Genomic DNA, 21,432 nt, shown 5'->3' with positions numbered 1-21,432 from the left:
GGAGCCAACGATGTTGAAGCCTCAGAAGCTGGAAAAAGTCCTGATCGCCAACCGCGGTGAGATCGCCTTGCGCATCCTGCGGGCCTGTAAGGAACTGGGCATCAAGACCGTTGCGGTGTACTCCACCGCCGACAAGGAGCTGATGCACCTGGGCCTGGCAGACGAAACCGTCTGCATCGGTCCGGCACCCGCCAACCTGTCCTACCTGCACATCCCGGCCATCATCGCGGCAGCCGAAGTCACTGGCGCCACGGCGATCCACCCGGGCTACGGCTTTCTGGCTGAAAACGCCGATTTCGCCGAGCAAGTCGAGAAATCCGGCTTCGCCTTTATCGGCCCGAAAGCCGACACCATTCGCCTCATGGGCGACAAGGTATCGGCCAAGCACGCCATGATCGCTGCCGGCGTACCGACTGTTCCGGGTTCTGACGGCCCGTTGCCGGAAGACGAAGCAACAGCCCTGCGCATCGGCCGCGAAGTCGGCTACCCGGTGATCATCAAAGCCGCTGGCGGCGGCGGTGGTCGCGGCATGCGTGTGGTGCACCGCGAAGAAGACCTGATCGAAGCAGCCAAGCAGACCCGCGAAGAAGCAGGCGCCTGGTTCAGCAACCCGATGGTCTACCTCGAAAAATACCTGACCAACCCGCGTCACGTGGAAGTTCAGGTCCTTTCCGATGGCCAGGGTCACGCGATCCACCTGGGCGACCGCGATTGCTCGCTGCAACGCCGTCACCAGAAAGTTCTGGAAGAAGCACCGGCACCGGGTATCGATGAAACTGCTCGTGCAGAGGTTCTGGCGCGCTGCGTCAAGGCCTGCATCGATATCAACTACCGTGGCGCAGGCACCTTCGAGTTCCTGTACGAGAATGGTCGCTTCTACTTCATCGAGATGAACACTCGTGTGCAAGTGGAGCACCCGGTTTCCGAAATGGTCACCGGCATCGACATCCTGAAAGAGATGTTGAGCATCGCGGCAGGCAACAAGCTGTCCTTCACCCAGGATGACGTGAAAATTCACGGTCACTCCCTGGAGTGCCGGATCAACGCTGAGGACCCGGCGACATTCATGCCGAGCCCTGGTCTGGTCAAGCATTTCCACGCACCGGGCGGCAATGGCGTTCGCGTCGATTCGCACCTGTACAGCGGCTACAAGGTTCCGTCCAACTACGACTCCCTGATCGGCAAGCTGATCACCTGGGGCTCGACCCGTGACGAAGCCATGGCCCGCATGCGCAATGCGCTGGACGAAATCGTGGTCGACGGGATTAAAACCAACATCCCGCTGCACCGCGACCTGGTGAATGACGAAGGCTTCTGCAAAGGCGGCGTCAACATTCACTACCTGGAACACAAACTGGCCAAGCAGTAAGTTTGATTCCAGATCAACCAGGCCGCCTTCGGGCGGCCTGGTCGTTTCTGCAACCTACCCACGCTTTGCGGGAGCTGGCTTGCCAGCGATTGTCCCGTCGCCAGCATCGCCGGCAAGCCAGCTCCCTGTGGCGATGTACGACGAGGGCTTTTCATCGTTTTTTGATTACCCGCACCGCCCTCGCTCGCGTAAACTGGCGCGCTTCTCGCAGCCCACCGGTTGCACACTCCTATTTTTCAAAGGTGCCCGCCATGCCTTGGCTGCAAGTACGCCTCGCCATCAGCCCGGAACAAGCCGAAACCTACGAAGACGCGTTCCTCGAAGTCGGCGCCGTATCGGTAACGTTCATGGATGCCGAAGATCAGCCGATCTTCGAACCTGAACTCAACACCACCCCGTTGTGGTCCCACACCCATTTGCTGGCACTGTTCGAAGGCGGCACCGAAGCCGACCTCGTTCTGTCCCATCTGGAACTGCTGACCGGCTCGCCCCTGCCCGAGCACCATGCCGAAGTCATCGAAGACCAGGACTGGGAACGCAGCTGGATGGACAACTTCCATCCGATGCGCTTCGGTCAGCGCCTGTGGATCGTCCCGAGCTGGCACGCCGCGCCGGAACCGGACGCCGTGAACCTGCTGCTGGATCCGGGCCTGGCCTTTGGTACCGGCACCCACCCGACTACCGCACTGTGCCTGGAATGGCTCGATGGTCAGGACCTGAAGGACTGCAGCGTGCTGGACTTCGGTTGCGGCTCGGGGATTCTGGCAATCGCCGCCCTGTTGCTGGGGGCCAGACAGGCCATCGGCACCGACATCGACGTACAGGCGCTGGAAGCCTCGCGCGATAACGCCGGGCGCAACAATGTCGCCGCAGAGCTGTTCCCGCTGTACCTGCCCGAAGACCTGCCACAGGTTCAGGCCGACGTGGTGGTTGCCAACATCCTGGCCGGCCCCCTGGTCTCCCTGGCCCCGCAGCTGTCGAGCCTGGTCAAACCGGGCGGTCGCCTGGCGCTGTCGGGCATCCTCGCCGAACAGGGCGAAGAAGTCGCCGCAGCCTACGCCGCAGACTTTGATCTTGACCCGATCGCCAATCGCGATGGCTGGGTGCGCATCAGTGGCCGTCGCCGCTAGAGCCTGTTGACCTTTGGTTGCGGCCGCGACGCGGCTCGCAATCAAACGGGTACAGCCCCTACAATGCACGCCTGCCCAATCCGGATGGCCACATGAGCGATAGCTTCGTTACCCAGTGTCCACACTGCCAGACCAATTTTCGCGTCAACCACGCCCAACTGAGCGCGGCTCGCGGCGTTGTGCGCTGTGGCGCCTGCCTGCAAGTGTTCAATGCTGCACAGCAACTGCTGAACAAACGCACTGAAAATGAACAACTGCCGACAGTAACGACCCCTGATGTTGCAGAACCCGAGGTCATCGAGCCGCCTGCCGGGCCCAAGCCCGTCAGCCCGGAACACTGGCAAGCAGCCGAACTCGATCTCGACCATCTGGATCTGGATGAAGAACTGGCCCGGCTCGAAGAGCGTGAGATCCAGCCCAGCAAAAGCTTTGGCCAGCCCCACAAGGCAAAAGACAGCTCACTGAGTGCCCGCCGCGACAGCCCGGACGCCGAAGAAAGCCAATGGGCAGACAGCCTGTTCAGCGATTCGGCGGCCGAACGCGCCGAAACCTCAGCGCTCGCCAGCAAAGCCGCAGAGAAGCTCAGCGAACCCGCCTCAACGGGGCGCACCGAGCCGTCATTATCACTGGACCTCGACGAGCCGGATGAAACGCCGCCGCTCAAGCTTTCGCTGGACGATGAGCTCGAGCCGGGACTGACCGGCGAACACCTGAGCGCGAGCGATGATGACGACGACGAGCCCCCTGAGCCGTTGCGCCTGAGCAAGCGCAGGCGCAACGAACCAAGAGTGCGTGAAGACGCACTGCTGGATCTGGTCGACGACCCGCTGCAGCTGGACTGGCAAAAACGCCGTACACCATGGGGCAAACGCCTGCTTTGGGTCTTGCTGATACTGCTGGCCGGCGCGGCACTGGCCGGCCAATATATTGCCAATCATTTCGATGAACTGGCCCGACAGGATCAATACCGCCCGATCTTCCAGCAACTGTGCCCGCATCTCGGCTGCACAGTGCCGTCCAGGGTCGATATAGACCGAATCAAAAGCAGCAATCTGGTGGTACGCAGCCATCCCGAGTTCGCCGGAGCGCTGGTGGTAGACGCCATCCTCTACAACCGCGCGCCGTTCTCCCAGCCTTTCCCGCTGCTGGAGCTGCGGTTCGCCGACCTGCACGGCAAAATGATCGCCAGTCGCCGTTTCAAGCCCGGCGAATACCTGATCGGTGATCTGGCCAAGGCCGAAATGCCGCCACAGACACCTATCCACATTGCCCTGGACATTCTCGATCCAGGCCCGAAAGCCGTGAACTACAGCCTGAGCTTTCATTCCCCGGAATGAGCGCGTGGCGCTTTTAGCTGCAAGAGGCAAGTTAGAAGTGAAATGCTGATTTGCTGTGTATTGCAGCTTGTCGCTTGAGGCTTGTGGCCAGCCTTCGGCTCCAATTGTTCAAAATTCATCCAATTGCGTCTTTATCCGGTCATCGAGAGCGGGTATCATGCCAACCCTTTTTCGAACTCCCAAGATCCGGCCCCACAACAGGGAAGTCCTATGTCGGCGGTACGCATCGGCCCATATACATTGCACAACGGTTTGATCCTCGCCCCTATGGCGGGCGTCACCGATCAACCTTTTCGTCAGCTTTGCCGACGGATGGGCGCGGGACTGGTTGTCTCGGAAATGGTCACCAGCGACATGAGTCTCTGGAATAGCCGCAAGTCACGCTTGCGCATGATTCACGACGGTGATCCCGAGCCCCGCTCGGTACAGATTGCCGGCGGTGACGCGCAAATGCTGGCAGATGCCGCCAGGGCCAATGTGGAACTGGGCGCGCAGATTATTGATATCAACATGGGATGCCCGGCAAAAAAGGTCTGCAACAAGGCCGCGGGCTCCGCGCTACTGAAAGACGAAGCATTGGTGACCGAGATCCTGCAGGCCGTCGTGGCTGCGGTTGATGTGCCGGTCACCCTGAAGATCCGCACCGGCTGGGACCGGGACAACAAAAACGGTCTGACCGTGGCGAAAATTGCCGAACAGGCCGGAATTGCTGCTCTGGCGGTGCACGGCAGAACCCGCGCCGACCTGTACACCGGTGAAGCCGAATACGACACCATCGCCGCGATCAAGCAGGCGGTGTCGATACCGGTATTTGCCAACGGCGACATAGATTCACCCCACAAGGCCCGGCACGTGCTGCAAGCGACCGGGGCTGACGGACTGTTGATTGGCAGGGCGGCCCAAGGGCGGCCCTGGATTTTCCGCGAAGTTGATCACTTTCTGCGTACCGGGCAACTCCTGCCGGCACCACAGATGAGCGAAGTGGAACGTATTCTGCTAGAGCATTTGGCTGCACTGCACACCTTCTATGGGGAGGTATTGGGGGTACGTATTGCCCGCAAGCATGTCGGCTGGTATCTCGCAACCTTGCCGGGCGCCAAGGAGTTTCGCGCCCACTTCAATCGTTTAGAAGATACGGAAGCACAATGCGCCAACGTTCAGGCGTTTTTCGCCGAACGACACAAGAGCCTGGGGACAGGGGACGAAGGATGGGTGGCCGCATGACGATGATGACCGAGACATTAGTGAGTGGAACAACGCCCGTGAGCGACAACGTCAACCTGAAACAGCACCTCAATACACCGAGCGAAGAAGGTCAGACCCTTCGTGGCAGTGTCGAAAAGGCGCTGCACAATTACTTCGCCCACCTGGAGGGCGCTGAAGTCACGGACGTGTACAACCTGGTACTTTCCGAAGTCGAGGCCCCGCTGCTCGAGTGCGTCATGAACTACGTCAAGGGCAACCAGACCAAGGCCTCAGAGCTGCTGGGACTTAATCGCGGCACCTTGCGCAAAAAACTCAAGCAGTACGATCTGCTGTAAGCATTCAATCAAACCTGAAAGGCGTCCCGGTAAAACGGGTCGCCTTTTTTGCTGACTCCTTTGCTTTTGATGGAAATCGAGATGACCGATCAGACTACCCGCCTGCCGATCCGCCGCGCTTTAATCAGCGTTTCCGATAAAACCGGAATCCTTGATTTCGCCCGTGAACTGGAAGCCCTCGGCGTCGAGATCCTCTCCACCGGCGGTACGTTCAAGCTGCTGCAAGACAACGGCGTAGCCGCTGTCGAAGTTGCGGACTACACCGGCTTTGCGGAAATGATGGACGGGCGGGTGAAAACCCTGCACCCGAAAATCCACGGCGGCATCCTGGGCCGTCGCGGCATCGATGACGACATCATGAACGAGCACGGCATCAAGCCGATCGATCTGGTAGCCGTAAACCTCTACCCCTTCGAAGCAACCATCAACAAGCCAGGCTGCGACCTGCCGACCGCCATCGAGAACATCGATATCGGCGGCCCGACCATGGTCCGTTCGGCAGCAAAAAACCACAAAGACGTAGCGATCGTGGTCAATGCCAGCGATTACGCCAACGTGCTGGAAAACCTCAAGGCCGGTGGCCTGACCTACGCCCAGCGTTTCGACCTGATGCTCAAGGCGTTCGAACACACCGCCGCCTACGACGGCATGATCGCCAACTACCTGGGCACCGTTAACCAGACAGCCGAAACCCTGAGCACCGAAGGCCGCAGCCTGTTCCCGCGCACCTTCAACAGCCAGTTCATCAAGGCCCAGGAAATGCGCTACGGCGAGAACCCGCATCAAAGCGCGGCGTTCTACGTAGAAGCCAAGCCGGCCGAAGTCAGCATCGCAACCGCCACCCAGCTGCAAGGCAAAGAGCTGTCGTTCAACAACGTGGCCGACACCGATGCCGCGCTGGAATGCGTAAAAAGCTTTGTCAAACCAGCCTGCGTGATCGTCAAGCACGCCAACCCGTGCGGCGTCGCAGTCAGCCCGGACGCCGAAGGCGGCATCCGTCAGGCCTATGAGCTGGCTTACGCCACTGATACCGAGTCGGCATTCGGCGGCATCATCGCCTTCAACCGCGAGCTGGACGCCGAAACGGCCAAAGCCATCGTCGAGCGTCAGTTCGTTGAAGTGATCATCGCCCCGTCCGTGAGCGAAGAAGCCCGCGCCATCGTGGCCGCCAAAGCCAACGTACGCCTGCTGGCCTGCGGCGAGTGGAGCGCAGACCGCGCACCGGCCTGGGACTTCAAGCGGGTGAATGGCGGCTTGCTGGTACAAAGCCGCGACATCCAGATGATCGGCAGCGAAGACCTGAAACTCGTCACCAAGCGCGCACCGACCGAACAAGAGATCCACGACCTGATCTTTGCCTGGAAAGTCGCCAAGTACGTCAAATCCAACGCCATCGTCTACGCCAAGAACCGTCAGACCATCGGTGTCGGCGCTGGCCAGATGAGCCGCGTAAACTCGGCCCGCATTGCCGCGATCAAGGCCGAGCACGCCGGTTTGCAAGTGCAGGGTTCGGTCATGGCATCCGACGCGTTCTTCCCGTTCCGTGACGGTCTGGACAATGCAGCCAAGGCCGGTATCACTGCGGTGATCCAGCCGGGCGGCTCGATGCGTGACAACGAAGTGATTGCTGCAGCCGACGAAGCCGGGATTGCCATGGTGTTCACCGGTATGCGCCACTTCCGTCACTAACTAGACGTCCCTTTCTGTAGGAACGAGCTGCTCGCGATCTTTTGACTGCTCGCGAGCAAGCTCGCTCCTACAGAGAAACAAAGCGTTTCCCAGAATTCAGCGTCATCCGAGGTTTTTGAAATGAATGTTTTGATCATTGGCAGCGGTGGCCGCGAACACGCACTGGCCTGGAAAGTAGCTCAGGACCCGCGTGTCGCCAAAGTATTCGTTGCCCCGGGCAACGCCGGCACCGCCATTGAAGCCAAGTGCGAGAACGTCGCTATCGACGTGCTGGCCCTTGAGCAACTTGCAGATTTCGCCGAGAAAAATGTCTCGCTGACCATCGTTGGCCCTGAAGTTCCACTGGTAGCCGGTGTGGTCGATCTGTTCCGCGCCCGCGGCCTGGATTGCTTCGGCCCGACTGCCGGCGCTGCCCAGCTCGAAGGCTCCAAGGCTTTCACCAAGGATTTCCTGGCACGCCACAAGATCCCGACCGCCGACTATCAGAACTTCACTGAAATCGAGCCGGCGCTGGCGTACCTGCAAAAAGTCGGCGCCCCTATCGTGATCAAGGCTGACGGCCTGGCAGCAGGCAAAGGCGTAATCGTCGCCATGACCCTGACTGAAGCCGAAGATGCCGTGCGCGACATGCTCGCGGGCAACGCATTCGGCGAAGCCGGTTCGCGCGTCGTTATCGAGGAGTTCCTCGATGGCGAAGAAGCCAGCTTCATCGTGATGGTCGACGGCAAGAACGTGTTGCCGATGGCCACCAGCCAGGACCACAAACGCGTCGGCGATGCCGATACCGGCCCCAACACCGGCGGTATGGGCGCTTACTCCCCGGCGCCAGTGGTCACTGCGCAAGTGCACCAGCGCGTGATGGATCTGGTTATCTGGCCAACCGTGCGCGGCATGGCCGAAGAAGGCAACGTCTACACCGGGTTCCTGTACGCAGGCCTGATGATCGACAAAGCCGGCAACCCGAAAGTCATCGAGTTCAACTGCCGCTTCGGCGATCCGGAAACCCAACCGGTGATGCTGCGCCTGCAATCGAGCTTGGTGCTGCTGGTAGAGGCTGCTCTGGCCCAGGCGCTGGACAAGGTAGAAGCACAATGGGACCCGCGCCCGAGCCTGGGCATCGTCCTGGCTGCAGGCGGCTACCCTGGCGACTACGCCAAGGGTGCAGTGATCCATGGTCTGGATGCTGCAGCCAAACTGGAAGGCAAGGTGTTCCACGCCGGCACCGCCCTCAATGCCGCTGGCGAAGTGGTGACGGCCGGTGGCCGTGTGCTGTGCGCGACCGCTATGGGTGACACCGTTGCAGCAGCTCAAGAACAGGCTTATGCACTGGCCAAAACCATCGAATGGGATGGTTGCTTCTACCGCAACGACATTGGCTACCGGGCCATTGCACGCGAGCGCGGCGAAACCCAGGAATAAGTAACCCATATGGACAGGCAAGGGATCAAACCCTTGCCTAACTATTCCAGCGCCGCGCATAGTTACCATCAGGCTTCAATATACGAAGGGATTTCAGCGTGCGCTGGCTTAGGATCGCCATAGGTATTACCGTCAGTCTACTGACTGCTTTGCTCTATTTAACGCCGGTGCAGGCGGCCCAAGGCAACCTTTGGTCTGTTCTTCTGGACCATAGTGGCGACCTGCAACTGAGCGATGTCAGTTCCCCCCGCTTAAGCAATCAATTCAGCCCAATCGAGCTCGAAGAGCTGACCGCGGCCAACCCCGATGAGGCGTTATGGTTGCGATTCCGGCTGCAGCCCAACAAGCATGAACAGATTTTGCGAGTCTTCGCCCCGGATCTTGCACGTCTTGACCTGTACGTTCTCGACGGCAAAAAACTGATCAGCGAAACCAGCGCCGGCAGTACATTGCCGACGTCCGACAAACCGCTGTCCAGCAGCGACTACCTGCTGCCCTTGCCCCAAAGCTCTCAAGAGCTGGATGTGTATCTGCGCCTGGTTTCGGAGCATCAGCTGCGCCCGCACATTACCCTCGATTCCGCCGTCATACTCGCCGCCAACCAGGGCATGACCCTGCTCTACGGGCTGTTGCTCGGCTGCCTGGCAATGCTGGTGCTGCACAACCTGATCCGCTTTGCTTTCACCCGCTCAGTCAGCAGCCTGTGGCTCGCTGCCTGCGAAGCCTTGCTCCTGATCAGCTCGGCGCTGTTCTTGAATCTGCTGGGTCCCTGGTTTCCCGAGTGGCACAGCGCCCACCCACCCGGGGCCTATCTGGCGCTGATACTGACGGCGCCTTGCGGGTTGATGTTCACCTACAGTTTCTTTGGCGCCCGCAGCGCCCACAGGTTGCAGAAACTGTTGCTGCTCAACACCCTGATTATCTGTATCGGCGGCCTGCTGGTGCTGTTCTTCGACACCCTGCCGTTAAACGTGATGACCTATGGCCTGGTCGGGCTTGCAAGCCTGAGCATCCTGCTGGTCTCGGTTCACCACTTGCAGCAAGGCTACCGCCCTGCCCGCCTGTTCGTGGTGGCCATGATTGTGTTCAACATCGGCACCCTGGTGATTCTCCCGACGCTCCTGGGCCTGACCCTGATCGCGCCCCAGGAGCTGATCCTGGCCTTGATGGCGGTGGTCTGTATCTGCGGCCTGCTGATGAGCATCGCCCTGAGTGAACGCGCTCGCAGCATCGCCGAGGACCAATTCAGCATCAGCCGTGACCTGGCCGCCAGTAACGCCGAAGTGAATGCCAAAGCCGAATTCCTGGCCAAGATCAGCCATGAAATTCGCACCCCGATGAACGGGGTACTGGGCATGACTGAACTGCTGCTGGGGACACCACTGTCGGTCAAACAACGTGACTACGTACAGACCATCCACAGCGCCGGCAATGAACTGCTGACGCTCATTAATGAAATTCTCGATATTTCCAGGCTCGAGTCGGGCCAGATCGAACTGGACGATGTGCAGTTCGACCTCAATGCCCTGATCGAAGACTGCCTGAATATCTTCCGCACCAAAGCCGAACAGCAAAACGTCGAACTCATCAGTTTCATTCAGCCACAGGTCCCGAGGGTCATCAGCGGTGACCCCACGCGCCTGCGCCAGACCCTGCTGAGCCTGCTCGAAAGCGCGCTGAAGAAAACCGTCGAAGGCGAGATATTGATTGTCGTGGCACTGGAAGAGCGCACTCAGCCGCCACGGTTGCGCATCGCCATCCAGGACTCCGGCCAGCCGATGGATGAACAGGAGCGCGAAGCCCTGCTCAGTGCCGAACTGCACAGCAAGAACTTCCTCGCCGCTACCCGCCTGGGCGGTCACCTGGGGCTGGTCATCGCCCGCCAGCTGATCAGCTTGATGGGCGGTGAGTTCGGCATAAAGCCGGGGCAAACCAGGGGCAGCAACCTATGGCTGACCCTGCCCCTGGACCCGCAACACCTCGAGCACCCGACCTCCGACCTGGACAGCCCGCTCAAGGGTGCACGGGTACTGGTGGTCGATGACAACGACACCTGCCGCAAAGTGCTGGTACAGCAATGCTCGGCCTGGGGTTTGAGTGTCAGCGCGGCGGCCTCGGGCAAAGAAGCCCTGGCCCTGTTACGCACCAAGGCGCATCTGCGCGACTACTTCGACATTGTGCTGCTGGACCAGAACATGCCGGGCATGACGGGCATGCAACTGGCGGCCAAGATCAAAGAAGACCCGAGCCTGAACCACGACATCCTGCTGGTGATGCTGACTGGCATCAGCAACGCCCCGAGCAAGATCATTGCCCGCAACTGCGGGATCAAGCGCATTCTGGCCAAACCGGTGGCGGGCTATACCCTGAAAACCACCCTGGCCGATGAACTGACCCAGCGCAACAAAGGCCAGGTCTCGGCGCAGCTCCCGGCCAATGGCCCGCCAACAGCGGTGACGGTGCCTGGCGACTTCCGCATCCTGGTTGCCGAAGACAACAGTATTTCCACCAAGGTCATTCGCGGCATGCTGGGCAAGCTCAATTTGCAGCCCGACACGGCCTGTAACGGCGAAGAGGCCTTGAAGGCCATGAAAGCGCAGCGTTATGACCTGGTATTGATGGATTGCGAAATGCCGGTAATGGACGGCTTCTCGGCCACTGAGCAATTACGCGCCTGGGAAGTCAGCCATCAACGTATCCGCACCCCGGTGGTGGCGTTGACCGCACACATCCTGGAGGAGCACAAAGAACGGGCGCGCCAGGCCGGTATGGACGGACACATGGCCAAGCCGGTCGAGTTGTCGCAACTGCGCGAGCTGGTGGAATATTGGGTGGCGCAACGGGAGTTGCGTGAATCCCAGGCGCAGCATTCCTAGGGCTCAACGCTGGCCGACAGACTGCCGGCGGCCTGATAGACTTTCGTCGCCTTTCTTCGGTGTGAGCTCAGACCATGCTCCATGTATTGTTCAGTGTGTATTTGAAGATGCTGGTGCTCTACAGCCCGTTCTTCGTGCTCTCATGCTTTATTAGCCTGACCCGTGGCTACTCCAACAAAGAGCGCCGTCGTCTCGCCTGGAAAGTGGCGCTGGCCACCTTGATATCCAGCGTCTTGCTCTACCTGTTCGGGCGGGCGATCTTCAGTGTTTTCGGGATTACCGTCGACGCCTTCCGCATCGGCGCCGGCAGCGTGCTGTTCATCTCGGCACTGGGCATGGCCCAGGGCAAATCGGCCGTGCAAACCGACAACGTGCAGCAGGATGTCACCATAGTGCCGCTGACCATTCCGTTGACGGTCGGACCGGGCACCATCGGTGCCCTGCTGGTCATGGGGGTCAGCCAGCCGCACTGGGATGACAAGCTGATGGCGATAGTCAGCATTACCCTGGCCAGCCTGACCGTCGGCGTAGTGTTGTACCTGTCCAACAGGATCGAGCGGATTCTGGGTGACCAGGGCCTGCAGATCGTCAGCCGCCTGATGGGCCTGTTCGTTTGCGCGCTGGCGGCGCAGATCATCTTCACCGGAATCCGCGGGTATCTGGTGCCCTGACCTCCCGCGCCCCGTCAGCGATTACAGAGCATGGCCCCATTGCGGGGCCATGCTGCCTGTCAGGGCTTTTCGCCGTACCAGCGTGGCGTGTACACCCACTGTGTGCCGTCGGCACGCGGGAAGGTGCAGGTGGTAGACGAGCCAATCAGCACCATGGTGCGCATATCCACCTGATCCGCAGTCAACGCGCCCAAAGTGATAGTCCGTAATGTCTGGCCCGGGCGGCCAATGTCGCGCCCCAGCACCACCGGCGTCTGTGGGCTGCGGTGCCGGGCCACGATTTCCAGCGCAACCCCCAGCTGCCAGGGCCGTGAGCGGGAAATCGGGTTGTAGAACGCCAGCGCCAGATCCGCCTCGCAGGCAAGGTCCAGACGCTTTTCGATGATGCTCCACGGCTTGAGGTTGTCCGACAGCGACATCACGCAGAAGTCATGCCCCAATGGCGCACCGGCCTGCGCGGCGGTAGCCAGCGATGCCGAAACCCCGGGCAGGATTTCCAGGTCGACGTTGTGCCACTGCGCATCACCAGACTCATGCAAGGCTTCAAGCACGGCGGCGGCCATGGCAAAAACCCCCGGATCACCCGAAGACACCACCACCACCGAGCGACCACTGGCCGCCAGTTCAAAGGCATGCCGCGCGCGCTGCATTTCTTCACGATTATCGGTGCAGTGCAGCACTTGATCGTCGCGAAACGGTCCGGCCATCCGCACATAGGTTTCGTAACCCAGCACGTCATTGGCCCGCGCCAGTTCGGCCTTGACCGCAGGCACCATCAATTCCGCAGCGCCGGGGCCAAGGCCGATGACTGCCAACCGCCCCCGGGCCCTGCCGATCTGTTGCGGGTCCAGAGGAACCGAAGCGACACCCAGGGCCAAACCACTGCCCGACTCGTGCCAGGCCACAGGTAGCGCCTGCTCCTCGGCACTCACAAAGCGTAGCGGCACAGCCAGCTCAGCCGCCGCCTCACGCAGTTGCAGGCTCGCCATCAAGGTGTCGTCGGCAACGATGCAGGCCAGCGATTGCCAGGCCAGCTTCACTGCATGCAACGCCTCACGGATCCCCTGCGCTGCAACAACGGAGCTGACCCGGGCTACAACATTGCGCGGGTAGATCAGCAGTTCATTGGCCGCGGGTTCACGCTCGGCACTGCTGACGCAGATCGCCAGCCGCGCCTGCGGGTTTTCAGGCAGTTGTGCACCGGCCAGCCAGGGCGCATCGCCTTCGATACGTACCGACTCGCCCGCGAGCAAATCCGAGACAAAGCGTTTGCCCACCTCCAGGTCGCCCAGGGCATAGCCCCTCGGCGGGTTCAGCAGGCAGGTGCCAAAACGCAATTCGCCGCTGGTGGTGATGGCCGGTGCAACCTGCAGACCGGCAGCGATTTCCCGCGCCATGTCATTCACCCCCCCCAGACCTCCCAGCAGCGGAACCACCGCGCTGGCGTCTTCGGCCACGGCCAGCACCGGCGGCTCAGCGCCTTTCTCCAGCAGCAGCGGAGCCAGGGTGCGAATCACAATCCCGGCGGCGCACAGCGCAATAATCGGCGTGTCTTGCTGATACAGCTGGCGCAGGGTCGCGCCAAAATCGCTGTAGCTGCGGTCTGGCGCGTCAACCCGCCCGGCCAGGCCGTAAATCAACGCCTGAGGGTAAAGCTGCTGGATGCGCCGGGCCGTTGCCAGGCTGCCATTGCCCAGAATCACAATGGCCGGGGCCGGGCGACTCAACCTTGCCACCGTTCGCCGGGCACGATGATCAACGAGAAATAAGGCGACGACATCGGCTCCACTTCATTGAGCGGGACGATTTTCTGGTTGCTCATGGTCGCGCGCTCGACGTACAGCGCACGCTCGGCCAGCCCCAGCTCCCCCAGAACCTCGCGCACTTTATGAAAGTTGCGTCCCAGCTTCATGATCACGGCAGCGTCGGCATCGGCCAGACGCCGCTTGAGCTCATCGTGGGGCAGCACCCCCGACAGCACCGACAGGCTCTGATTGCGATACACCAGCGGCACGCCGAGCACCGAAGCGCCGCCCAGCATCGAGCACACCCCCGGCACCACTTGCGCTTCAAAGCGCTCGGCCAGACGGTCATGCAAGTACATGTAGGAGCCATAGAAGAACGGATCGCCTTCGCAGATCACCGCCACATCACGGCCGGCCTGCAAATGCACGGCAACCTCTACGGCCGCCTGATCGTAGAAGTCGCTGATGATTTGTTCATACGACAGCGGTTCGGGCAACACCTCGGTGGTCACCGGGTACACCAGTGGCATCAAGGTTTGCGCGTCTTGCAGGTGCGCTTCGATGATGCCGAACGCGTTGCCTTTTTTGCCTTTGGCCACGAAGTACGCCACCACCGGCGATTCGCGCAGCAGGCGCAAGGCTTTAACGGTAATCAGCTCCGGATCGCCGGGACCGACGCCCAGACCGAGCAAACGTCCAGGTTGAGTCATCATTCGATCTCCGTGGCCAGTGCGTTGACCGCTGCCGCAGCCATCGCGCTACCGCCGCGGCGGCCCTGCATGATCACAAACGGCACGCCACGGCTGTCTGCCGCCAGCATCGCCTTGGATTCTGCTGCCCCGACAAAACCTACCGGGAAGCCCAGAATCAGGGCCGGTTTCGGTGCCCCGGCGTCAATCATCTCCAGCAGGTAAAACAGCGCGGTCGGTGCATTGCCAATCACCACCACGCTGCCTTCCAGATACGGGCGCCACAGTTCCAGGGCCACCGCCGAGCGGGTGTTGCCCTGCTCCAGCGCCATCTCGGCCACGCCTTCTTCCTTGAGCGTGCAAATCACCTGGTTATTGGCAGGTAAACGCGTACGCGTCACACCTTCAAGCACCATGCGTGCATCGCACAGAATCGGCGCGCCGGCGGCCAGCGCATCGCGCCCGGCCTTGCCCGCACCGGGGGAAAAACGCAGGTCTTCGATGGCGTCGACCATGCCGCAGGCGTGAATCACCCGCACTGCGAGTTTTTCCAGGTCTGCCGGGATGCTCTCGAGGTTGGCTTCGGCCCGGATAATGGCGAAGGAGTTGCGATAGATCTCTTGACCATCGCGGATGTAATCAATCATCGGTGTTGCTCCGTTGGCGGGCCTCAAGCCAGGCGCCTGCCGCTTCAATAGTAAGATTGCGCCCATGCAGAACACCGAAACCCGGCTGTTCTGGAGCACGTAAATAGAGGTCGTAATGACCGGGCGCCACGGCCAGCAGAGTGACCGGCGCAATATGGGCTGCCGCACATGAACGCCGGCAACCGGTCAGATGCACATTCAGCGGTTGGCGCAGACCCGCAGCGAGCTGGCGGGCATCCTGTTTGGTGTCCGCCTGGCCTTTCGCGCACGCCTCGGAGCCAGTGCAGGCCACCAGATGTGCCAGCGGCTGCGCCGCCTCACACAACAAACCCAGCGCCTCTAACTGGAGGGTCACAGCTGGCGCATCGCTGGTCTTGATCCCAGGCAGCAACACACTTTGCCAGGGGCTGAACCGCAGGGTGCCGTCACCAGATTCGTCAGCCAGTTGCGCCAGCCCCCGGAGCATGGCGGCATCCAGACGCCCCAGGCCGGGAACCGCGCCGATATACACCCGGCCCTGCTGGCGCTGGGCAAAAGTACCGATATGCCTCACCCCGGGCGCGACACCCCGTGGCCCCACGGCCAGCGGGATCAACCCCACGCCGAGCCGTTGCTGCAACTGCTCGATGAAGTGCTCGACGGCAACTTCCTCAAGCAGATGCCGCATTCTGGTTTGCTCAGGCCGGGCCAGATCGAGAAACAGCAACAGTACCGCCATCACCAGTTCATGGGCCTGTGCCAGCGGCACCGCAGCCAATGCCGGGTTGTGCGCCGGGCAGCCGGCCAGACCGAAGGCCATCACCAACTGACCGTCCAGCTCAATCACCGATAGCCACAGATCGTGCGGGTGCTCCAGCATCACCAGGGCTTCGCCAGCGTCCAGTTGCAGCGCGAACTTGGCTGACAACTCGGCCAGCCGCGGGGTGTTTTGCAGACTGGCAAGCAGCTCTGCGGCCAGCGGCCGGGTATCGATGCGCATCTGCGGGTCGATACCCGCAGACGGGCTCAGCATCAGGTTGCGCACATCGTCACCCGCTGCTGTCGCAGGCCCCAGACCTGCCGCCAGCAAGGGTTCAACCAGAGCCCGATGTTGCGCCCCGACCCCGCGAATCTGCAGGTTGCCACGGTTGGTCGCTTCAATGACGCCACTGGCATAGCGCTGCGCCACATCCGCCACGGCACGGGCCTGCATCGAGGTGATGCAGCCACCATCGAGCTTGACCCGGCAAATCCCGCCGTCCAGCGCCTGCACGATACGTAGCAACCCCGGGCAAGCCGTAGGGCGCACGGGCGTCATGACAGGGAGTTGAGGTGGCAAGGTCAAAGGTCGATCCAGGCAGGCAATGGGCTGTTGCAGGTGGCGCATTATGCCTGCTTTGGGCGACCGCATGAAAAGCTTGCCGGACGGAATACCCGCTGCGGGCACCCTTAAGCAGCATTACCTGCAACTGAGCCCGCCCGCCCGCTTTATGGGCGAGGCGCCGAGAGCCCAAGGCGCGCTATCATGGGCGCCCTGCCGGCGCGTCTTGCAACAGTGCTGGCGGATGGAAAAATCAGCGTTTACCAAGAGGATCGGCATGTCGCCCTGGCTAACAATTGTGGGAATCGGTGAAGACGGCTTCAGCGGCCTGGGCAAAAACGCCCGGCGCGCCCTGCTCAGTGCCGGCAACGTGTTTGGCGGTCCGCGCCAGCTGGACTTGCTGCCCGCCTGCATCCGCGCCGAACGCCAGGCGTGGCCGAGCCCGTTCTCACTGGCACCGGTCCTGGCCTTGCGCGGTACACCGGTGTGCGTGCTGGCCAGCGGCGACCCCATGTGGTTCGGTGTGGGGGCCAGTCTTGCCCGGGTGGTAGCCAGCGATGAAATGCAGGTGCTGTCTGCCCCGTCATCTTTCTCGCTGGCCGCCGCCCGACTGGGCTGGGCCTTGCAGGATGTACTGACGCTGTCGGTGGTGGCGCGGCCTGTCGCCGCGCTCAATGCTCATCTGCACAGCGGCGTGCGCCTGCTGGTGCTGAGCAACGACGCCAGCAGCCCCGCGGCCGTTGCTGCCCTGCTGCGTGAACGCGGCTTTGGCCCGAGCCGCCTGAGGGTACTTGAGCACCTGGGCGGCCCGGCCGAGCGGCGAGTCGAGGCCAGTGCCGATGACTGGAGCGACCCGCCCGTGGCGGCGCTCAACCTGATCGCCATCGACTGCCTGGCCGATACCGACACCCGGCCACTGTCACGAAGCGGCGGGCTGCCCGACAGCGCGTTCCGCCATGACGGCCAACTGACCAAGCGCGATGTACGGGCCATTACCCTGGCCCGCCTGGCGCCGTTGCCGGGGCAGTTGTTGTGGGACGTGGGCGCCGGCAGCGGCTCGATCGGAATCGAATGGATGCGCACTTACCCCAGCTGCCGCACCCTGGCCATCGAAGCCGATGCCGGGCGCCAGCAATTGATCGAACACAACCGCGATGCTCTGGGCGTCCCCGGCCTGCAACTGATCCGCGGCAAGGCTCCGCAAGCCCTTGAAGGGCTGGAGCGCCCGGACGCGGTCTTTATCGGCGGCGGCGTGACCCGCGAAGGGGTGCTCGACACCTGCTGGCAACAGCTCAAACCCGGCGGGCGCCTGGTGGCCAATGCCGTCACCCTGCAAAGCGAAATGCTGCTGATGAGCTGGCGCGAGCGTCACGGTGGCGAACTGACCCGAATCCATATCGCCCAAGCGCAACCGCTGGGGGAATTCGATACCTGGCGTCAGGCCTTGCCGATAACCCTCTTAGACGTGACCAAACCTCTCGATGCGTGACGAAACCGCCGAACAACCCGCGCCGCTGCGCAGCGGCCTGACCACCGGCAGCTGCGCCACAGCCACCAGCCTGGCTGCCGCGCGCCTGCTGCTCAGCGGGGTCAGCCATGACGCCGTCGCCATCACCTTGCCCAAAGGCAAGATCGTCACCATGCGCCTGGAGTTCTGCCGTCTGTGCGATCAGGGGGCCGAAGCCGGCACCATCAAGGATGCCGGGGATGACCCGGATGTAACCCACGGCGCGCTGCTTTACTCCCAAGTGAGTCTCAGGCCGGAACCGGGTATCGGCTTTGTCGCCGGCCTCGGAGTGGGCACCGTGACCCGCCCGGGTCTGGTACTGGCCGTGGGGGAACCGGCGATCAACCCGGTGCCGCGCAAAATGATCACCGAACACCTGCTGCTGCTGGCAGCCGAACTGGGCTACAGCGGCGGCTTTACCGTCACCGTCAACGTCCAGGACGGCGCGGCCCTGGCGTTGAAAACCATGAATCCGCGACTGGGGATCCTGGGTGGTCTGTCGATATTGGGCACCAGCGGCATCGTCCGCCCGTTCTCCTGCGCGGCTTACATCGCCTCGATCCATCAAGGCATCGATGTGGCCAAGACCAACGGCTACCTGCACATCGCCGCCTGCACCGGCAATGCCAGCGAAGACACCATGCGCCGGGTCTACAACCTGCCGGAAATTGCCCTGATCGAAATGGGCGACTTTGTCGGTGCCGTACTCAAGCATCTGCGCAAAGTACCTGTGGATAAGTTGAGCCTCTGCGGCGGCTTCGGAAAAATCAGCAAGCTGGCGGCCGGGCATATGGATTTGCACAGCCGCCACTCCAGTATCGACCTGCCGCAGCTGGCCGAATGGGCCGCCGCCAGCGGTGCCGACAGCGAACTGCAAGAGGCGATCCGCCAGGCCAATACCAGCCAGCAAGCCCTGGCAATGGCCAGTGCTGCGGGCATCGCCCTGGGTGATGCGGTGTGCCAGCACGCCCTCGACTTCGCCCGTAGCGTGGTGCCGGCACAGGTGCAGGTCGAAGTGTTTGCCATCGACCGCCAGGGCGGGATAGTCGGTCACGCCGGAGCCTTTGCATGAAACGAATCCTGTTGCTGGGCGGCGTCACTGAAGCGCTGGCCATGGCCCGTCGCCTGGGGCCGCAACACATTTACAGCCTGGCCGGCGTCGGCCGCGTGCCCGCGGACTTGCCCTGTGAAGTGCGGGTTGGCGGTTATGGCGGCGCCGAAGGGCTGGCACAGTACATACGCCAGCAGCGCATTGATTTGCTGCTCGACGCCACTCACCCCTACGCCGCACAAATCAGCCACAACGCAGTCAGCGCTGCCGCCCTCGCCGGTATCCCGTGCTGGGCCTTGCGCCGCCCGGCCTGGCAGCCCCAGGCCGGAGATAACTGGCGCGAAGTGGCGGACTGGGCCGAACTGGTCGAGGCGCTAAAACCGTTTCAGCGCCCGCTGTTCACCCTGGGCCGCGAGCCGCTTGAGCATTTGCATGAAATCCCCGAAGGACAGTTCTGGACTTTGCGCGCCCTGGACACTTACCCCGGCAATGCCCGTTGCGAAGTGATCGGCGCCCGGGGGCCATTTGTGATCGAAGATGAGCGCACCCTGTTCGCTCAACGCCGCATCGACGTACTGATCAGCAAAAACAGCGGCAGCAGCGCCACTGAGCCCAAGCTCGAAGTCGCCCGCGAACGCGGGACTCCGGTGTTGATTCTCAAACGCCCGCAGTTGCCAGAGGTTGACCGTGCATTTTTGACCGGCGATGAAGTGCTGCAGGCGCTGAAGCGGGAGAGTTATTTGTGAATATGGACCAATGTAGTGCTGTAAAAACCGCATGCTTGCAGCGTTGAAAAAGCTCGCGAGCAAGCTCGCTCCTACAGGGTTTACTGCGCCATTGTGGGAGCCGGCTTGCCGGCGCGCGGCACCTGCATCGCTGGCAAGCCAGCTCCCACAGCGAACGGGTAAGTTTTCAACCCCAGAACCAAGACAGCGTGAACTACACTGACGCGACATTTCGCCACACAGCCTGTGTTTTTACTTACGTCGGTCATTCAGGCTAAATAGCCGCCTTGATGCCATCACTCATGGAATTGTTCATGTCCCGACAACGCTTTGCATTTGCCTGGATCGCCTGCTTCGCAGTGCTGTTCAACATGCTCGCCATGTCGACGGCCGGAGCCATGGGCGGGGCAAGGCAAGAAGCGGGCGAACAGTTCATGTGGAGCAGCTTTTGCACCTCCACCGGCACCAAGATGGTTGCCGTGTCACTGGGCAAGCTTGACGCCGGCGACAGCCGCAAAGACGATCACTCGAACATGCAGCATTGCTGGTGCTGCTCGGGCGCGGCACCGCTGGTGGCTTTGCCGGCGCATATCCCGACTCTGTATTTCGCCGCCATCGAACATGGCCACAGCCAAGTCCCCGACCACCTCAAACGCCCCACCCCGCGCCAGCAATGGCCGAGCCTCAACCCCCGCGCTTCCCCTCTGGCCTGATTCATCCTCGCAACCATTTTGCGTTTGAATCGTTCCGGAGAATTGCCATGTTGAACCTGTCACTGGTCAAGAATGCCCTGATCGCGGCGGCTTTGCTGCTGCCTGCCTGTTTCGCCAACGCCCATGAATACCAAAGCGGCACGCTGCAAATCGCTCATCCGTGGTCCCAGCAGTTACCGCCCAATGCGCCGACCGTGGCCGCGTATTTCGTGATTCACAACACCGGCACCAGCGCCGACCGCCTGGTCAGTGTCGACACCCCCATTGCCGATAAAGCCGAGCTGCATCAGCACGTGATGCAGGGCGACTTGATGAAGATGCAACCGGTGCCCAGCGTCGAGGTTGCCCCCGGCGGCACCGTCACGTTCGCGCCCATGGCGTACCACGTGATGCTGCTCGGCCTCAAAGACCGCAGTCTGCTGCAGGACGGCAAACACTTCCCCATGACCCTGCACTTTGAAAAGGCCGGTGCCATCACGGTTGATGTGAACGTGCAGAAACAGGCGCCGCCCGCCAGCACGGAAGCCATGCACACCCACTAACGGTCACTGATCCCCGTGGGCGCCCCTCGCGCCAGGCACGCCATGTCGCAGATTCGCGGCAGCTGGCTGAGCCTGTTTGCCATGCTGATGATTTTTATCGGCCCGCTGATTTCCCAAGCGGTGCCGATGGATCATCACGCCTCCATGAACATGACGATGCCGATGTCGGCCGGCATGTCGATGCAAGACCACGGCGAGCACGGCAAACCGTCCGCCGATCACCACGCGATTTGGGAAAAGTGCGGCTATTGCACCCTGCTGTTCAGTTGCCCGGCACTGCCCAACGCCCCGACCCTGACCCTCCATACAGCCCCCCCTCCGGGCAACTATCTGGCGGCGACCACCCTGCTGGGCCATGCCCGGCAACCGGTCTTCCCCGGCGCCCGCTCCCGCGCCCCGCCAGCATTCCTTTAAGCACCGACCCCACAAACTCACAGGCCCGCCTGCCAGTGCTGCTTTAGACAGCCGCAGGCCGCTGGCC

Annotated in this window: 19 protein-coding genes; 15 read left to right on the top strand and 4 right to left on the bottom strand. The window is 61.9% G+C overall.

What is annotated here, in order from left to right; genetic code table 11:
* Positions 1-10 precede the first annotated feature (10 nt).
* The 9 genes from accC to WG29040_RS05010 all read left to right on the top strand — a co-directional run bounded on the left by accC (position 11) and on the right by WG29040_RS05010 (position 12,032).
* Positions 11-1,369, top strand: coding sequence for an acetyl-CoA carboxylase biotin carboxylase subunit (gene accC, locus WG29040_RS05050; protein ID WP_003439219.1), 1,359 nt, complete (start codon positions 11-13; stop codon positions 1,367-1,369).
* Positions 1,370-1,620: 251 nt separating this feature from the next.
* Positions 1,621-2,499 (top strand): 50S ribosomal protein L11 methyltransferase, encoded by an 879-nt coding sequence (gene prmA, locus WG29040_RS05045; RefSeq protein WP_003439217.1) that lies wholly within the window; start codon positions 1,621-1,623, stop codon positions 2,497-2,499.
* Between the two features lie 92 nt (positions 2,500-2,591).
* Entirely contained in the window at positions 2,592-3,836 is a 1,245-nt protein-coding gene (locus tag WG29040_RS05040) for a DUF3426 domain-containing protein (RefSeq protein WP_127195749.1), read from the top strand.
* A gap of 210 nt (positions 3,837-4,046) precedes the next feature.
* Positions 4,047-5,060 (top strand): tRNA dihydrouridine synthase DusB, encoded by a 1,014-nt coding sequence (gene dusB / locus WG29040_RS05035; RefSeq protein WP_003439212.1) that lies wholly within the window; start codon positions 4,047-4,049, stop codon positions 5,058-5,060.
* The gene (fis, locus tag WG29040_RS05030; protein WP_003439210.1) at positions 5,057-5,377 is read left to right on the top strand and encodes a DNA-binding transcriptional regulator Fis; all 321 of its coding nucleotides are present in this window, start codon (positions 5,057-5,059) and stop codon (positions 5,375-5,377) included. Before dusB ends, fis begins: the two co-directional genes overlap by 4 nt.
* An 81-nt stretch (positions 5,378-5,458) precedes the next feature.
* Entirely contained in the window at positions 5,459-7,066 is a 1,608-nt protein-coding gene (gene purH, locus WG29040_RS05025) for a bifunctional phosphoribosylaminoimidazolecarboxamide formyltransferase/IMP cyclohydrolase (RefSeq protein ID WP_127195748.1), read from the top strand.
* 120 nt (positions 7,067-7,186) lie between these two features.
* Positions 7,187-8,485, top strand: coding sequence for a phosphoribosylamine--glycine ligase (gene purD / locus WG29040_RS05020; RefSeq protein WP_003439206.1), 1,299 nt, complete (start codon positions 7,187-7,189; stop codon positions 8,483-8,485).
* A gap of 98 nt (positions 8,486-8,583) precedes the next feature.
* Positions 8,584-11,361: a hybrid sensor histidine kinase/response regulator gene (locus tag WG29040_RS05015; protein WP_010656233.1), complete on the top strand. Its 2,778-nt coding sequence runs from the start codon at positions 8,584-8,586 to the stop codon at positions 11,359-11,361.
* 74 nt (positions 11,362-11,435) lie between these two features.
* Complete coding sequence (locus WG29040_RS05010; protein WP_003439201.1) at positions 11,436-12,032, top strand: MarC family protein; 597 nt, start codon at positions 11,436-11,438, stop codon at positions 12,030-12,032.
* A 59-nt stretch (positions 12,033-12,091) separates the two neighbouring features.
* Here the strand turns inward: WG29040_RS05010 and cobJ are convergent, their stop codons facing one another.
* Genes cobJ through cobG form a run of 4 tightly spaced genes read right to left on the bottom strand, consistent with a single transcriptional unit; the run spans position 12,092 to position 16,410 of the window.
* Positions 12,092-13,759, bottom strand: a complete 1,668-nt coding sequence (gene cobJ / locus WG29040_RS05005) for a precorrin-3B C(17)-methyltransferase (protein ID WP_127195747.1) — start codon at positions 13,757-13,759, stop codon at positions 12,092-12,094.
* Complete coding sequence (locus tag WG29040_RS05000; protein ID WP_177412922.1) at positions 13,756-14,490, bottom strand: precorrin-2 C(20)-methyltransferase; 735 nt, start codon at positions 14,488-14,490, stop codon at positions 13,756-13,758. The genes cobJ and WG29040_RS05000 overlap by 4 nt, the downstream gene beginning before the upstream one ends.
* Positions 14,487-15,113, bottom strand: coding sequence for a precorrin-8X methylmutase (locus tag WG29040_RS04995; protein WP_003439197.1), 627 nt, complete (start codon positions 15,111-15,113; stop codon positions 14,487-14,489). Before WG29040_RS04995 ends, WG29040_RS05000 begins: the two co-directional genes overlap by 4 nt.
* Positions 15,106-16,410 carry a precorrin-3B synthase gene (gene cobG, locus WG29040_RS04990; RefSeq protein ID WP_305955220.1) on the bottom strand — a complete coding sequence of 435 codons (1,305 nt, stop codon included), beginning with the start codon at positions 16,408-16,410 and terminating at the stop codon, positions 15,106-15,108. The genes WG29040_RS04995 and cobG overlap by 8 nt, the downstream gene beginning before the upstream one ends.
* Positions 16,411-16,690: 280 nt before the next feature.
* Between cobG and WG29040_RS04985 the strand changes: the two genes are divergently transcribed.
* From WG29040_RS04985 to WG29040_RS04960, 6 genes are all read left to right on the top strand, one after another.
* Positions 16,691-17,902, top strand: coding sequence for a bifunctional cobalt-precorrin-7 (C(5))-methyltransferase/cobalt-precorrin-6B (C(15))-methyltransferase (locus tag WG29040_RS04985; protein ID WP_003439193.1), 1,212 nt, complete (start codon positions 16,691-16,693; stop codon positions 17,900-17,902).
* Positions 17,895-18,992 (top strand): cobalt-precorrin-5B (C(1))-methyltransferase, encoded by a 1,098-nt coding sequence (locus tag WG29040_RS04980; RefSeq protein ID WP_127195745.1) that lies wholly within the window; start codon positions 17,895-17,897, stop codon positions 18,990-18,992. The genes WG29040_RS04985 and WG29040_RS04980 overlap by 8 nt, the downstream gene beginning before the upstream one ends.
* Positions 18,989-19,717, top strand: coding sequence for a cobalt-precorrin-6A reductase (locus WG29040_RS04975; protein ID WP_010656236.1), 729 nt, complete (start codon positions 18,989-18,991; stop codon positions 19,715-19,717). Before WG29040_RS04980 ends, WG29040_RS04975 begins: the two co-directional genes overlap by 4 nt.
* A 293-nt stretch (positions 19,718-20,010) precedes the next feature.
* The gene (locus WG29040_RS04970; protein WP_003439179.1) at positions 20,011-20,409 is read left to right on the top strand and encodes a DUF2946 domain-containing protein; all 399 of its coding nucleotides are present in this window, start codon (positions 20,011-20,013) and stop codon (positions 20,407-20,409) included.
* 47 nt (positions 20,410-20,456) lie between these two features.
* Positions 20,457-20,951 carry a copper chaperone PCu(A)C gene (locus tag WG29040_RS04965; RefSeq protein WP_003439177.1) on the top strand — a complete coding sequence of 165 codons (495 nt, stop codon included), beginning with the start codon at positions 20,457-20,459 and terminating at the stop codon, positions 20,949-20,951.
* Positions 20,952-20,993: 42 nt separating this feature from the next.
* On the top strand, positions 20,994-21,365 hold the full coding sequence (locus tag WG29040_RS04960; RefSeq protein WP_127195744.1) for a DUF2946 domain-containing protein: 372 nt from the start codon (positions 20,994-20,996) through the stop codon (positions 21,363-21,365).
* Positions 21,366-21,432: the final 67 nt, after the last annotated feature.

The organism is Pseudomonas sp. PAMC 29040 (assembly GCF_003994535.1).
In the GTDB taxonomy this organism is placed as follows: Bacteria; Pseudomonadota; Gammaproteobacteria; order Pseudomonadales; family Pseudomonadaceae; genus Aquipseudomonas; species Aquipseudomonas paraversuta.
This window is presented reverse-complemented; position numbering and strand designations above follow the sequence as displayed.

Excerpts from the sequence above, each read along its gene's own strand:
- WG29040_RS04980 (WP_127195745.1), top strand. The coding sequence starts at position 17,895 with ATGCGTGACGAAACCGCCGAACAACCCGCGCCGCTGCGCAGCGGCCTG.
- WG29040_RS04995 (WP_003439197.1), bottom strand. The coding sequence starts at position 15,113 with ATGATTGATTACATCCGCGATGGTCAAGAGATCTATCGCAACTCCTTC.
- WG29040_RS04975 (WP_010656236.1), top strand. The coding sequence starts at position 18,989 with ATGAAACGAATCCTGTTGCTGGGCGGCGTCACTGAAGCGCTGGCCATG.
- WG29040_RS04965 (WP_003439177.1), top strand. The coding sequence starts at position 20,457 with ATGTTGAACCTGTCACTGGTCAAGAATGCCCTGATCGCGGCGGCTTTG.
- dusB (WP_003439212.1), top strand. The coding sequence starts at position 4,047 with ATGTCGGCGGTACGCATCGGCCCATATACATTGCACAACGGTTTGATC.
- cobG (WP_305955220.1), bottom strand. The coding sequence starts at position 16,410 with ATGACGCCCGTGCGCCCTACGGCTTGCCCGGGGTTGCTACGTATCGTG.
- prmA (WP_003439217.1), top strand. The coding sequence starts at position 1,621 with ATGCCTTGGCTGCAAGTACGCCTCGCCATCAGCCCGGAACAAGCCGAA.
- WG29040_RS05040 (WP_127195749.1), top strand. The coding sequence starts at position 2,592 with ATGAGCGATAGCTTCGTTACCCAGTGTCCACACTGCCAGACCAATTTT.
- accC (WP_003439219.1), top strand. The coding sequence starts at position 11 with ATGTTGAAGCCTCAGAAGCTGGAAAAAGTCCTGATCGCCAACCGCGGT.
- WG29040_RS04960 (WP_127195744.1), top strand. The coding sequence starts at position 20,994 with ATGTCGCAGATTCGCGGCAGCTGGCTGAGCCTGTTTGCCATGCTGATG.
- fis (WP_003439210.1), top strand. The coding sequence starts at position 5,057 with ATGACGATGATGACCGAGACATTAGTGAGTGGAACAACGCCCGTGAGC.
- WG29040_RS04985 (WP_003439193.1), top strand. The coding sequence starts at position 16,691 with ATGTCGCCCTGGCTAACAATTGTGGGAATCGGTGAAGACGGCTTCAGC.
- WG29040_RS05010 (WP_003439201.1), top strand. The coding sequence starts at position 11,436 with ATGCTCCATGTATTGTTCAGTGTGTATTTGAAGATGCTGGTGCTCTAC.
- purH (WP_127195748.1), top strand. The coding sequence starts at position 5,459 with ATGACCGATCAGACTACCCGCCTGCCGATCCGCCGCGCTTTAATCAGC.
- purD (WP_003439206.1), top strand. The coding sequence starts at position 7,187 with ATGAATGTTTTGATCATTGGCAGCGGTGGCCGCGAACACGCACTGGCC.
- WG29040_RS05000 (WP_177412922.1), bottom strand. The coding sequence starts at position 14,490 with ATGATGACTCAACCTGGACGTTTGCTCGGTCTGGGCGTCGGTCCCGGC.
- WG29040_RS04970 (WP_003439179.1), top strand. The coding sequence starts at position 20,011 with ATGTCCCGACAACGCTTTGCATTTGCCTGGATCGCCTGCTTCGCAGTG.